Origin of the sequence: Mucilaginibacter celer, from assembly GCF_003576455.2 — a bacterium.
Taxonomy (GTDB): Bacteria; Bacteroidota; Bacteroidia; order Sphingobacteriales; family Sphingobacteriaceae; genus Mucilaginibacter; species Mucilaginibacter celer.
The window spans coordinates 3,190,939-3,205,319 of the sequence record NZ_CP032869.1; the positions used below are offsets into that span (position 1 = coordinate 3,190,939).

A 14,381-nucleotide genomic window follows, 5' to 3' on the forward strand; every position below is an offset into this window, starting at 1 on the left:
AACCTTTTTGATGCAACCCGGAAGCGCCTTATTTGACAAAACTATGATACCGCAGAGTGCTCATCCTCAATTTTTGTCACCATCCAGATCATCATTGCAGCAAAACCTGCCACCACAAAAAAGGCTACCTGCAAATTAGCTGCCTGGGCTATAAACCCAACAAAGGGCGGTACAATAACAAAACCTAAGTAACCCACTGTAGATATGGCTGCCAAAGCCTGGCTGCTGTTCATGGTAGTTGATTTGCCGGCCATACTGAACACAAGCGGTACAATACAGGAGACGCCTACCCCTACCATCCCATAGCCTAAATAAACAGTTAAAGTGAAAGGAAAAAACACAGCTACCAGTAAGCCTGCCAATACCAGTATGGCACTATAATTTAAAACCTTTTTGATGCCGATGGCTGATACTACCCTGTCGCCCACAAAACGGCCAATGGTCATGGTAACCATGTAAACCACAAAGCCGGCCTCGGCAAATGATTTGGTAGCGTGTACTACCTTTTCAAAGTAAACACCACTCCAATCGTACAAGGTATTTTCGCAGGCCATAGAGGCAAAAGAAATGAGTGCGAATTTAAGCAGGTGCTTATCGGGCATGGAGAATACCGATTTTCCCGGAGTTTCGGGCGGACGGTAATCATAAGTAGTAGGATAAAATATAGCCGAGAGGATCATCAGCACAATACCTACACCTAATAAATGGTATGATGGAGCGATATTGAATAGCACCATCAGGTAACCGGTTGCAGCACCGCCAAACCCTGCCAGGCTCCAGATACCGTGAAAAGTTACCATGATAGATTTATCGTAAAGTTTTTGCAAGCCCACTGCCTGCGCATTCATTGATAAGCCTAAAATATTACGGGTTGAACCAACAAAAAACAGCACCAGCATCAATTGCCACATATAGGCGGTAAAGCCGGGTAAACAAACCACCACGCAAAAGGCGATAGCACCGATCATCATCATACGGCGGCTGCTGAAATGTTTGATCATTTTAGCCGTTAGCGGCATGGTAAGCATTAAACCGATAGGCATGGCCAAAAGCACCAAACCCAGTTGGGCTTCATTTAAATTAAGCTGATGTTTAATGGATGGAATACGCGAGGCCCATGATGAGTATCCGAAGCCCGAAACAAAGAAGAATACACTGTTGGCGATCCGCATTTTTGACCTGCCCGCAGCCGATAACTGATCCATGCGGCGAATTTAGCTAATAAATTGCCCGGAAGGATGCGCTATCTGCAATTTGTTGGCTGCTTACATACAAGGCTGCAACTCGCCGCAAGGATTGTTTTTAGGTTGCGGTTTATGGAATACTTTATTAAAACCTTGTTGTACGTAGGTTAAACCTAAGTTTAAAAGCGCTGATACCTGCAAAGGCGTAGTATCTGGCAGTGTGAGTGATATGATGTGTGATAGAAGTTTCATGATTACATTATCGTTTCCGGCTGCAAAAGTGCTACAATCATTTCAAAAAATAATTGATGCAGATTAACAACTGACGTTGGGGAGATAATTGGGCGGAAGTATGATAAAGGTTTGACAATAAAGTGCGGGCCTCACCTAAATCCTCTCCAGAAGAGAGGACTTTAAAAATGCGTCTTTGATTTTTAAACCACTTTCCTCTGGAGAGGGGTTTGGGGTGAGGCTGGTTCATCCAATTGCAATATTGAGGCCTTTGTTTGCTTGCCCGTTTATTTAACTTTACTTTTGAGATAAGTATTTAAATGAAAGACACCACCAAAACTTTGAGTTCAGGACCTACATATAAAGCAGCCGGTAAAGTGGCAACCATTATTGAAAAGCATTTCAGGCATTTCCACGCCAAAGCCCTTGCTGATAATAATGAGATCGACCTTGCCCCTACGCCAAGCTGCACCATTATCGAATCGCTTATCGATATTTCATTTTGGGCCAGTTTGCGCCGGGAAGAAGGTTTCTCACCCAAATTTACGCTTGCATTTTTACCGCCCGAGGCTGCCGGACAGCCATTATTGTTTGGGAATAAGCTAAAGCTCGCACCTAATATCCTAACCAAATTCGCTTCGGCCGTGCAGGAACCGGGCATTCATTTAGGGGTATGGATTGAGAATGATGAGCTATATATATGGGGCACTACATTGGCTATCCCGGCCTACTGCTTTGTACTGGAAGTTATTGAACCGGGCCTGCTGGTCATCAAACACCGCCGCATTGAAGGTTTTGGCAAATTTGTAAACATCGCCATATTAAAAGGCGACGATATTAAAATAGTTGATGAACACGGCTCCAGCATTTCCGATTGCCCGAATGTGCTTTCGGCCATGCTTGATTTCACCTTGCCATCACTATGGAATGATCCGGTAAACGTACTGGTTCAACTGGCAACCTCCATGCAGGCGCACAAACGTGGCGGCATACTATTGGTTGTACCTTCAGGAAACGAAGAATGGCGCGAATCCATCATCACCCCAATCTCCTACCCTGTCGATCCACCGTTTTCAGGCCTTACAGATCTGATGATCCACGAGGGTATCGACCGTTATCATACGTCATGGCAGGAAAAAATGCGCCGTGCGGTTGATACCATAGGCGGATTAACCTCTATTGATGGAGCTACCTTGATAAATGATAAACATGAGCTATTAGCTTTTGGTGCCAAAATAGGCCGATCGGCCAAAAGTTCACCTGTTGAAGAGATCGTAGTTACCGAACCCATAGTAGGCTGTTCAACCCGCGTTATCCACCCGGCCCAAAACGGCGGTACAAGGCATTTGGCAGCAGCGCAATTTGTTTATGACCAGAAGGATGCCTTAGCCCTTGTAGCCTCGCAGGATGGCAGGTTTACGGTGTTTGCATGGTCGCCAATGGTGGGGATGGTGCATGCGCATCAGATTGATATACTTTTATTGTAGTCAGAATCAGAATTTACAGAATTTTAGAATTTTCAGAATAGAATGTACACATGCAAAAGCATTCTGTTAATTCCAAAATTCTGTAAATTCTGATCAATCGCAATTCAACAACAAATCGTAATATTTCTTCATCAGCACCGTATCGTAATTCACTAAGGATTGATAGGCTTCTGATACCAGTTCGTTCAGGATGGATGAACCTAACTGACCGCCTCCGTTGGGGATGGAGTCGTAGTAAACAATAATTTCCTTAACCCTGATAATTTCGTACAAAAGCTGCTGCACCAGATCGGTCGAGCCGGCCGACTGCATCCCGGGTGGGTTGCTGTTCAGAAAGTCTAAAGGATCGTTAGTAGCAGGGGTCATTTTATTATCAAACAGGATCGGATTTTTGGTTTTACCAACTATATCTTAACTGCTAATAAGTTTAAATATTCGGCTTTTGTTTTAAAAAAATAAAAATATTTCCAAACAAAACAGCAAAACCCTCGTGAAGAGGGTTTTGCACTATCAATAAATTGATTAATTATTTGGTTTTTGCTCCGGTTTTTCCGGTTTAGGCAATAATACTTTTCTTGAAAGCTTCAGTTTACCTTGCTTATCAATATCAAGTAATTTAACCCTTACCTCGTCACCAATCTGGAAGATACCATCCATAGTTTCGAACCTGCGGTGATCTATCTCAGAGATGTGTAACAAACCATCTTTACCTGGCATGATCTCAATGAAAGCACCGAAAGGCATGATCGATTTTACTTTACCTTCGTAAATTTCGCCAACTTCTGGTTTAGAAGCGATAGCACGGATACGGCCTAAAGCTGCATCGATAGAAGCTTTGTTATCGGCAAATACCTGAACGATACCCTGGTTGTCTTTCTCTTCGATAGAGATAGTCGCACCGGTTTCGCGTTGCATTTCCTGGATGATTTTACCACCGGGGCCAATAACCGCACCAATAAATTCTTTATCGATTTTAATGGTAACGATACGTGGAGCGTGTGGTTTGTAATCCTCACGTGGCGCGGTAATGGTTTTAGCCATTTCGCCAAGGATATGTAAACGACCGTCTTTAGCCTGGTTTAAAGCGTTGGTTAACACTTCGTACGATAGACCGTTAATTTTCAAGTCCATCTGTACAGCAACGATACCATTTTTAGTACCGGTTACTTTAAAGTCCATATCACCTAAGTGATCCTCATCGCCAAGGATATCCGAAAGAATAGCATATTTAGTACCCATTTCGTTGGTGATCAAGCCCATCGCGATACCCGATACCGGCTCTTTAATTTTAACACCTGCATCCATCAAAGCTAATGTACCCGCGCAAACGGTAGCCATTGATGATGAACCGTTTGATTCCAGGATATCAGAAACCACACGGATAGTGTATGGATTTTCGTCTTCAGAAGGCAATACTTGTTTCAACGAACGCATAGCCAGGTTACCGTGACCAATTTCGCGGCGACCAGCACCCCTGTTAGGCCTAACCTCGCCGGTTGAGAAACCCGGGAAGTTGTAGTGCAACAGGAATTTTTGGTAACCGTTGATGAAAGCACCATCAATCATTTGCTCATCATCTTTACCACCAAGGGTAACTGAAGTTAATGATTGGGTTTCGCCACGGGTAAATACCGCCGAACCGTGAGCAGATGGCAGGTAACCAACTTCGCTCCATATCGGGCGGATCTGGGTAGTGGTACGACCGTCTAAACGTTTACCTTCGTCTAATACCAGGTTACGAATAGCATCATACTCAACATCGTGGTAGTATTTTTTAGCAAGAGTTTTAGTGATATCGTCAATCTCGCCTAAAGTTTCGATAAAAGTGTCACGTACTTCTTTAAATTTAGCACCGCGCTCTTCTTTTGCCGAAGCAGCCGAAGCGATAGCGTAAACCTGGTCGTAAGTAGCAGCGTAGATGGCTTTTTTCAAATCCTCGTTGCTGTGCTCGTGGCTGTAAACACGCTTTTCGGTTTTTCCAACTTCAATGGTTAGTTCTTTTTGAGCTAAACACTGAACTTTAATAGCAGCGTGGGCAAATTTGATGGCCTCAACCAATTCAGCTTCCTGAATTTCTTTCGATTCGCCTTCAACCATATTGATATCATGCTCGCTACCAGCTACAATAAATTCTAAAGTAGCGTTTTCAAGCTGGCTTAAGGTTGGGTTAATTACCAACTGACCGTCAATTTTAGCAACACGTACTTCAGAGATAGGGCCGTTAAAAGGAATATCAGATACAGATAAAGCCGCAGATGCTGCCAAACCGGCCAACGCATCAGGCATAATATCTTTATCGGCAGATATTAATGAGATCATCACTTGGGTATCAGCGTGATAATCTTCAGGGAACAAAGGACGTAAAGCGCGGTCAACCAAACGAGAGATCAAAACCTCATAATCTGATAAACGGGCCTCACGGCGTAAAAAACCACCCGGGATACGGCCTGTTGCAGCGTATTTTTCCTGGTAGTCAACAGATAATGGCAAAAAGTCAACGCCTTCTTTTGCTTCGGGCGATGATACCACGGTAGCCAATAACATGGTGTTACCCATTTTAACTACTACCGAGCCATCAGCTTGTTTGGCCAGTTTACCTGTTTCAATTTCGATAGTGCGTCCGTCGCCCAGATCGATAACTTTTTTAATTACGTTTAAACTCATCTTTTTTTGTTTGTGACACGCTTTTCATCTTCGGGAGCGCGTCGGGATTTTATGTGTGTAAATATATGTTTCAAAAGTAAAAAAGCCATCCTCAAAACAGGATGGCTTTTAAATAAAAAAGGAGAGAATTACTTAATGATATCCCTAAGCTGTAAAGCTTTAATGATAGCACGGTACCTTTCAATGTCTTTATTATACAGGTAAGCAAGTAACGCACGACGTTTACCTACTAATTTTTGCAGTGATAATTGAGTTGAAAAATCCTTTTTGTTTTTTTTCAAATGCCCTGTTAAGTGAGCAATACGAGTAGTAAACAAAGCTACCTGACCTTCGGCCGAACCTGTGTCAGCTGCTGATTTACCGTGTTTTGCAAAGATCTCTGCCTTTGCTTCTTTACCTAAATACATTACTTGAATAATATTAAAGCGTTAATTATTTTGTTATTTGTGGGTGCAAAGATAGTGATTAATTATGCAAATGCAAGGGGTGGGTGGATTTTTGGGTGAGAGGTTGATTGGGTTGGATTAGGTGAGTGGTTGGGGTGATGATTAGCTGTTATGATTGTTTCTTAAACGTTCGTTAGCCCATTGCTCCATCAGTTCATTATTCCAGCCATTATTATTCCATAGCTTATCCATTTCCTTAGTTGCTGAGTTTGCGAAATATGAAGCCAAAATATCTTTTATTTCAAGCAATTGACCATCTGCCAAATCGTAATTAAACAATTTAATAATTTCTAATTGCAGATTAGTTAATTTACTTTTGGTCATTCTCTCTCAGTTGGACTATTAACAAAAATAATTAATATTTCCGTCTTATGTAAAAAGCCATTAAGGTTAGTTCTAACAAGAATAACTATGGCGTTACCTGCGGCCCGCGCTATCCGCTCATACTGCACGGGCCTTAGCCACAAGGCCGGTATCCGCTACTATCGCTAACGCAAATTTAGTCTGAATCAGAATTTTCAGAATTTGAAAATTTTCAGAATAATAAAGCGTTAACGTATAGATTCTGTTAATCATAAAATTCTGTAAATTCTGATTCAGACAATAAAATAATTACTTTCCCTCAGTCCAGTTTTTAAATATCTCAGCCTGCAATTTATCCGGATTGGGCAGCGGTGTTATCTTAAATGATTTCTCACGCTTTTTGCCCAGCGTTACATTGATATCCTTAGTAACACCGTCCTTTAAAATCGTAAACTTCACAACATCACCCTCTTTACGATTATCGAGCGCCTTACCCAATGCTGCCGGTGTAGCAGCCTCGTCATCAATCTTTAAAACAATGCTGCGGCCACGGATGCCCACGTTCCAGGCAGGTGATTGGTAGCTTACGGTTGTAACCCGCATGGTATCGCGCACCTGGCGCATGTTTAATCCGGCCCAGGCGTTGGATACCGTTTGGGTTGTGGTATCAACCGCAAGCCCACCATAAGCAAAGTATTTGGGATAATCGGGCGGTTTAACTGTCGAAGCATATTCAAATACTTCGGCTAATGGTGCACCGGCGATTTTTTCGCACTCATCCCTAAACTCCTGCTCGGTAAAGCCACGTTTTAATTTTTTGTAGTATTTGTAGTAAAGCAGGCGCATTACATCATCAAGCGTTCTTTTGTTTTGAGTTGCGTTACGGATACTAAAATCGAGCATCAAACCTAAAATAGGGCCTTTATCATAGTACGAGATGGTTTTATTAAAATCATCGCCCTGCCTGCCGTTTGGCCCATCGTCCCAAGTGTTATAGCTGGCTTGCGTGGCCGATTGGTATAAATGCCCCGGTTGGTTTTCGTAATTGCGCAGGTTGTTCTGAAAATCGCCGAACATATCTTCGTTGTTCATTAAACCGGCATGGCGGGTAACCATGTACTCGTAATAAACCGTAAACCCTTCCGATACCCAAAGCATATTGGTATGGTTCTCTTTAGAGTAATCAAACGGACCGAGCTCAACCGGTCTTATCCGTTTCACATTATAATGATGAAAATACTCGTGTGCTATAAAGTTATATAGTTTTTTACGGGCTTCGGGCGTATTGAAACCTTCGCCACCGCTAAAGCTTAATGAGGTTGAGTTTAAGTGTTCGATACCGCCGCCACCTGCGCCTATGGATAAAAAAGTATAATGCGTGTAAGGGATCTCACCGATGATACCGCTGGCCGTAACTACAATCTTTTTCAGATCATCCATAAAGCCCTGCCTATCGAAAGACGGTAATTTGTACCCTATAAAATTGTGAGGTTTATTCTGAACATCAAAAGGAGGCAATACTTCCAGTTCTCCCATTAAAAAGGGGCTATCATAAAGCACATCAAAATCATCTGCTTTATAAACATGGTGTTGGCCTTTCAGTGTATCCAGCCCGGTTGCTACCAGACCCTTCCATTTGCTGTAAGGTTTCATTTTGATGGTAACCGGGTGGCGTAGTTCCTGATCGAGGTACATGAACAGGCCACCGGGAGTAACGTAACCACGAGTTTCATCAAGATACACGTTGCCAACAAACGGCACTACTGCTTTTACATCATAGCTTATCTTTACATCACCGGCTGTTGGGTTGGCAACCTTCCAGGTATCTTTATTGGGCTTGTCAAATTTGAGGGCAGCACCTTTGGCATCGGTTACGGTAAAATTTTGAACCGCTCCGGCAAAATCTATCAGTTGATAGTACCCCGGCGTCCAAACGCACATTTTAAAACCGAGCGTTTTGAGGTGGGTTTTATTGGTAAGCTCAACATGGTACAAATTCCCGGCGGCATTTTCCATTGATACCGAATACTGCATATTAGCCGGCTGCTGCGCCCATGCACCAGCGCTTAAAAACATGGTGCAGGCAAACGTTAGCTTGTAAAGTATTTTCATGCTATGAAAGGGTTTTGCCGAATATAATGAACCGGAATTTATTAAAATGGCTACTTACTGTAAATTAGCATGAAAGATGAGGAGAGTGATTTTAAAAGGATAAAATTCACAAGCACATAGCTTCACCACCACGTCATTGCGAGGAACGAAGCAATCGCGAACTATGCAGGGCAGACGTGCATATCCGCTCGGCTTCCGTGCGATTGCTTCGTTCCTCGCAATGACGTGGTGGAAAAAAGTACAAGGTCAACCACTCACCTACTTCTCAATCCCCTCCAAAGCAAATAAAAACGCGTAATTCAAAGCTTCATCCTTCAAATAATCAAACCTTCCGGATGCACCGCCATGTCCAAAATCCATATTGGTGTGCAGCATCAGCACGTTGTTATCGGTTTTGGTTGCCCGTAGTTTGGCCACCCATTTGGCAGGCTCAAAGTACTGCACCTGGCTATCATGCAGACCGGTTACTACCAGCATATTCGGGTAAGCCTTCTTCTCCACGTTTTCATACGGCGAATAGCTTTTCATGTATTTGTAAGCATCTTCGTTTTTAGGATTGCCCCATTCGTCAAATTCGTTGGTGGTTAGCGGGATGCTTTCGTCGAGCATGGTGTTCACTACGTCAACAAACGGAACTTCGGCAATGATGCCATGCCACAGGTCGGGAGCCATGTTGGCTACCGCGCCCATGAGCAGGCCGCCAGCGCTGCCGCCTTCGGCATAAAGATGTTCTTTGCTGGTGTATTTTTGATCTACGAGGTATTTGCCGCAGTCGATAAAATCGGTGAAAGTGTTTTTCTTTTTCATCAGCTTGCCATCCAGGTACCATTGGCGGCCCATCTCCTGCCCTCCGCGGATGCCGGCAATGGCAAACGCGAAGCCCCGGTTAAGCAGACTTAAGCGCGCACTTGAAAAATATACATCATCAGTATAACCGTACGATCCGTAGCCGTAAAGCAACAAGGGGGCTTTACCATCTTTTTCAAAACCTTTTTTATACACCAGCGAGATCGGCACTTTAGTACCATCAGTAGCAGTGGCATAAAGGCGCTCGGTAACATAACCGTCCGCTTTGTAGCCGCCCAATACTTCCTGTTGCTTCATCAGCTTTGATTCTTTGGTTTCCATGTTGTAATCAAAGGTTGATGACGGCGTAACGAGCGAGGTATAGCTATACCTTAAGGTTTTGCTACTGTAATCGGGATTGGCACCAACGTAAATAGCGTAAGCAGCTTCCTTAAAATCAACATAATGCTCGTTGCCCGATGCCAGGTTGCGCACCCTGAATTGGTTCAGTCCGTTTTTACGCTCGGTAATTACGATGAAATCTTTAAACTCTTCAACGCCTTCCAATAACACATCCTTACGGTGAGGGATCACCTCCTTCCAGTTGCTGCTTTCAGTTTTGTCAAGCGGGCATTCCATCAGTTTAAAGTTGATAGCATCCTGATTGGTTGTTATCAAAAACTTATCGGCAAGGGCAGTAACGCTGTACAATACATCTTTAACGCGGGGCTGGAAAATTCCGAAAGCATCGTTAGGTTTAGCTGCATCCAGGTACCTGATCTCGGATGAGAGCGTAGCCCTCGATTCAATAAAAATATAATCGCCCGATTTTGATTTATCTACACCGATATAGTTCGATTTATCTTTTTCTTCATAAACAACCGCATCAGCATCTTTAGCACCCAGTGTATGGCGTTTGATTTTTTCGGTTAGTAGTGTTTCTGGATTTTTAGCCGTGTAAAACAACGTTTTATTATCCTTTGCCCAAACAGAACCGCCGGATGTATTGATCAGTGCATCAGCATAAATCTCGCCGGTTTCGAGGTTTTTAATATGTATGATGTACTGGCGGCGCGAAACCATATCCACCCCATAAGCCAGCAATTTATTATCCGGACTAACATTAAACCCTGTGGCCGAATAATAGCTATGCCCCTTGGCCAGTTCATCTACATCCAGCAAAACCTCTTCTTTAGCATCCAGGCTTCCTTTTTTACGGCAGTATTTGTAATACTGCGCCCCCTCATCAGTACGCGAATAGTAGTAGTAACCGTTTTTCAATACCGGTACCGACTCATCTTTCTCTTTGATCCGGCCTTTCATTTCATCAAACAGTTGTTTTTGAAACTGTTTGGTGCCACTCATCATGGTATCCAGGTAGGTATTTTCGGCTTTCAGGTAATCAACAGCTTTAGTACTATCGGGACCTTTTTTAAAGTAGTCGATCATCCAATAGTAGTTATCAACAACTTTATCGTTGTGAATATCGCGGATATGCTGTTTAATTTCGGCAACGGGTGGTTTTACGTCGGGCCATTTATACATAGTAGTTTCTGTTTTTTGTTTGCACGAAGCGGCAAAGATCAAAATACTTACCGGGATAATGATTTTTTTCATCGGATAAAAGGTTTAAAGTACTGAACCTTTTAAAGTTAGGTTTAAGAAATGGGAAAGGCAATAGAAGCCGATCATTTCTATCGGAACTGTTTATCCATTCTACGGCTATCCGGTTCTAAACAGCTTTATGTTATCCAACAAACATTGGCCCGCTCAATCGCCGCGGGGAGGCTTTGTTCTTTTTCTTGATAAAAAGAACCAAAACCGAGTAAAACGAGCTCATGAGTACCTTTAAAAAACAAATAATATAACGAATAAATCAAGTCACCAGGAAGGCTTCTTTGCGCTACGGTCCGCGCTCGCGCCCCATCCCTCAGCCTTTGCCCTGCAAACCAGGCAGAACCACGGGCTGCTAAATTTTGCCCTACTGCGTTCGCTCCCACCCTGCGCTTCTGCAAAAAGTAGCTATGCCCCTCCCCACGCTCAAGGCCACCATCGTTCTGCCCGCTTTCACCCGAAGCTTTCCTACTGACGGAAAAACATTTCCCTCCGAACAAACTATGTGGTATTAAAATAAAGCGCACAAAAAAACCTTTGCGCCTTAGCCTCTTTGCGCACTTAAAACTCACCAACAATCCACAAACAATCTTTGCGTCTTCGCGCCTTTGCGTGCCTAAAACTAACCAGCAACCCACAAAAAACCTTTACGCCTTAACCTCTTTGCACACTTAAAACTCACCAACCATCCACAAAAAACTTTTGCGTCTTAGCGGCTTCGCGTGTCTGAAATCTCAAACTTTCTACTCCGGAAAACCTATACAACCACTCACCAAATCAACCCAATCAACCACTCACCAAATAAAAAAACCACCTGCTAATACTAACAGGTGGCGGGAACATATAAAATTAAAACAATAAACTGCTAAGCCAGGTTACGGCCGGCATTTACTATACCGTAAACCGTACGGATCACAAGCTTGTTGTAAACATCATTAAGCTCGGTGTCTTTTTCGTTATTTAAACATTGCAGGGCATAGTGCTGGATAATTACCAGCGGCAACACAATCTTCTCGCGGATGGCGATAGAACGGCGCTCAACCGGGTATTCTTCCATCAGTACGGTGCTGCCGGTTAGTTCGAGCAACATTTCGCGGGTAAGTACAAACTCGTCTTTCAGCGTTTTCCAGAACTCACCGAATTTCTCGTCCTGCTCTAAGTATGCTGTTACGCGGAAATCAGATTTTGACATCGACATCATACAGTTATCCAGCATGGTTTTAAAGAAACCTGATGTTTGATAAAGTTCTTTGATCTCGTCCCAACCGCCGCTTTCTTTTACACTTTTCAGCGCGGTACCTACACCGTAAAAACCGGGGATGCTTTGTTTCAACTGGCTCCATGAAGTTACAAAGCTGATAGCCCTTAAATCTTCCAGTTTCAGTTGCGCACCGGCGTTACGTTTAGTTGGACGGCTGCTGATATTGATTCTCGATAATAATTTCAGCGGACTGAATTTTTCCAAATATTCTACAAACAGCGGATGCGCGCGCAGATCAACAAACAGCTTGTAGCTGATATCGGCCATTTGCTGAATCAATTCTTTATGGCGGCTATCCAGCAAATCGTTACGGTTTGGATGCAGGGCTGATACCACGCCCGCGTTAATCAGCTGCTCCATGTTAAACCTTGCGGTTTCAACCGACCCGTATTGCGAGCTTACAGTTTGCCCCTGGATGGTTAACTGGATATGATCGTTAGCGATCTCATTACCCATCGATGCATAAAAACGGTGAGTTTTACCACCACCACGTGCCGGCGGACCACCCCTGCCATCAAAAAACGCCAGTTGGATACCATATTTACGGGCCATAGCGGTAAGCTCAACTTTAGCCTTGTAAATAGACCAGTTAGCCATTAAATAACCGCCATCTTTAGTACTATCCGAGAAACCAAGCATAATGGTTTGCTGGTTGCCGCGGTTTTTCAGGTGTTCGGCGTAAAACGGATGCGTGTATAACTGCTCCATAATACCGGCCGCATGTTCCAAATCGTTCACAGTTTCAAACAGCGGCATAAAATCAATGCTAAGGTTGTCTTTTTTCCAACCGCTCCATAAAAACAGGTCGATAAGCTGAAGGATATCAGATGCACGCTGGCAATTGCTGATAATAAAGCGCTGGCAAGCTTTTTCGCCATTGCCTTTCTGTATTTCCTTAACCAGCCTTATAGTATCCAGCGTATCGTGGATCATGGCGTCCTGCTCTTCTTCAGGGCAAACAAAATCAGCCTCTTTAAATATGATGGCCTTTATTTTCTCTACTTCGCTTAGTTCGCCGTAGCCTTCAGGTACTTCGGTATCAATATTTTTGGTACAGTATTCAAATACTTTGCGCAAAATGCGGCTATCCTGCCTGATATCCAGCGTTGCAAAATAGCATCCAAACAGGCGCACCTTCTGGATCATATCCTCAACAATATCAACAAACAAACCGTCGTGATCTTTCAGGATAACCTGTTTTATTGAAAGCAACAGTTCCAATATCTCGCCTTGCAAATCAACCGGGGTTAATTGCTCATTAGCATTCCGGTAAAACAGGCTTTCCAGTTTGGCCATAGCCTGCTCCACACCGCGGAAAGTTATACGGCGTTTCAGCGTACGGAAATCGCGGTAGTAACACCTGAACAGACGCGTACGCAGGTAAGCAGCTACTTCTTTAGTGGTTTGGGTGGTTACGTTAGGGTTACCATCACGGTCGCCGCCCGGCCAAAAGCCAAGCTCCAATATCTGGCGGCTCGCAGCGTCGATGTCAAACTCATCTTCAAGCTTAGCCTGAATGTCTGATATGGCATGGTAAAATATATTTTCCAAAAACCACGACAGGCTGATGGCTTCATCAACCGGCGTTGGCGATGTTTTATTAAAGAAAGGAGTTTTGCCCAATTGTTGCAACAACACATCGATATTGGTAATATCGTTGGTTTTTACGGCTTCAATCAGGTCGGTCATGATGCCTAATACCGTACCAGGATAAAACTGGGTTGGGTGTGCGGTAAGTACCAGGCGTAATGAAAAATCTTTCAGCTTTTCGCTAATGTCCTGGCGGGCCTCATCGCTAATAGCAGCATGTTGCAAAAGGCTTTGCAGGGTACCACTATCATCAAACTTACCTATTTTATTAAATGACGAATCTTCAATGGCATCAAACAAAACTACCTGACGTTCAATATACTGAATAAACCTGAACATACGGTTGATCTGTTCCCGGTGATCGATATCCGGTACGTACTTTTCGAAAAACGATTCGATGATCTCGGTTGGCGAGCCATGGGTAATAGCACCCTTTTCGCAATGTGAACTGAAGAACGGCAATAAGATACCGGTATCTTTTACCTGGTAAAACGGTAGCGTTTGAAACAAACTGTTATATAACTCAAATCGGGTAACAACCTCGTTGTTAAAGGCTGCTTCTCTTTGGTTGAGTTTTAACGTTGGCGACATAGTAAAAAATTAAATTGAGGTAAAATTGATTGGTTTAGCCTGAGGCCTTTTTCCGGGGGGTGAATTTACTGATCTTTAATTTAATTTCATTAAAAAGTAAATATTTATTAAC

General features: G+C 43.4%; 10 protein-coding genes. 1 reads left to right on the forward strand and 9 read right to left on the reverse strand.

Features of this window, described 5'->3' with window-relative positions; all coding sequences use genetic code 11:
• Positions 1 to 41: 41 nt before the first annotated feature.
• Both HYN43_RS12715 and HYN43_RS30315 read right to left on the reverse strand, forming a co-directional pair.
• Positions 42 to 1,205, reverse strand: a complete 1,164-nt coding sequence (locus HYN43_RS12715; RefSeq protein WP_119409702.1) for an MFS transporter — start codon at positions 1,203 to 1,205, stop codon at positions 42 to 44.
• A 60-nt stretch (positions 1,206 to 1,265) separates the two neighbouring features.
• Complete coding sequence (locus tag HYN43_RS30315) at positions 1,266 to 1,436, reverse strand: hypothetical protein (protein ID WP_162996443.1); 171 nt, start codon at positions 1,434 to 1,436, stop codon at positions 1,266 to 1,268.
• Between the two features lie 299 nt (positions 1,437 to 1,735).
• Between HYN43_RS30315 and HYN43_RS12720 the strand changes: the two genes are divergently transcribed.
• Positions 1,736 to 2,902, forward strand: coding sequence for a putative sensor domain DACNV-containing protein (locus HYN43_RS12720; protein WP_119409703.1), 1,167 nt, complete (start codon positions 1,736 to 1,738; stop codon positions 2,900 to 2,902).
• 93 nt (positions 2,903 to 2,995) lie between these two features.
• Here HYN43_RS12720 and HYN43_RS12725 read toward each other — a convergent pair whose 3' ends face one another.
• The 7 genes from HYN43_RS12725 to HYN43_RS12760 form a co-directional block, all read right to left on the reverse strand.
• Complete coding sequence (locus HYN43_RS12725; protein ID WP_119409704.1) at positions 2,996 to 3,268, reverse strand: hypothetical protein; 273 nt, start codon at positions 3,266 to 3,268, stop codon at positions 2,996 to 2,998.
• Positions 3,269 to 3,424: 156 nt separating this feature from the next.
• Complete coding sequence (pnp, locus tag HYN43_RS12730) at positions 3,425 to 5,566, reverse strand: polyribonucleotide nucleotidyltransferase (protein ID WP_119409705.1); 2,142 nt, start codon at positions 5,564 to 5,566, stop codon at positions 3,425 to 3,427.
• Positions 5,567 to 5,694: 128 nt separating this feature from the next.
• On the reverse strand, positions 5,695 to 5,973 hold the full coding sequence (gene rpsO, locus HYN43_RS12735) for a 30S ribosomal protein S15 (protein WP_090524765.1): 279 nt from the start codon (positions 5,971 to 5,973) through the stop codon (positions 5,695 to 5,697).
• Between the two features lie 141 nt (positions 5,974 to 6,114).
• Complete coding sequence (locus HYN43_RS12740) at positions 6,115 to 6,336, reverse strand: hypothetical protein (protein ID WP_119409706.1); 222 nt, start codon at positions 6,334 to 6,336, stop codon at positions 6,115 to 6,117.
• A gap of 288 nt (positions 6,337 to 6,624) precedes the next feature.
• Positions 6,625 to 8,427 (reverse strand): M61 family metallopeptidase, encoded by a 1,803-nt coding sequence (locus HYN43_RS12745; protein ID WP_119409707.1) that lies wholly within the window; start codon positions 8,425 to 8,427, stop codon positions 6,625 to 6,627.
• A 258-nt stretch (positions 8,428 to 8,685) separates the two neighbouring features.
• A complete protein-coding gene (locus tag HYN43_RS12750; protein ID WP_119409708.1) occupies positions 8,686 to 10,830 on the reverse strand; it encodes a S9 family peptidase in 2,145 nt (714 codons plus the stop codon).
• Between the two features lie 862 nt (positions 10,831 to 11,692).
• Positions 11,693 to 14,269, reverse strand: a complete 2,577-nt coding sequence (locus tag HYN43_RS12760) for a phosphoenolpyruvate carboxylase (RefSeq protein WP_119409710.1) — start codon at positions 14,267 to 14,269, stop codon at positions 11,693 to 11,695.
• Positions 14,270 to 14,381 lie beyond the last annotated feature (112 nt).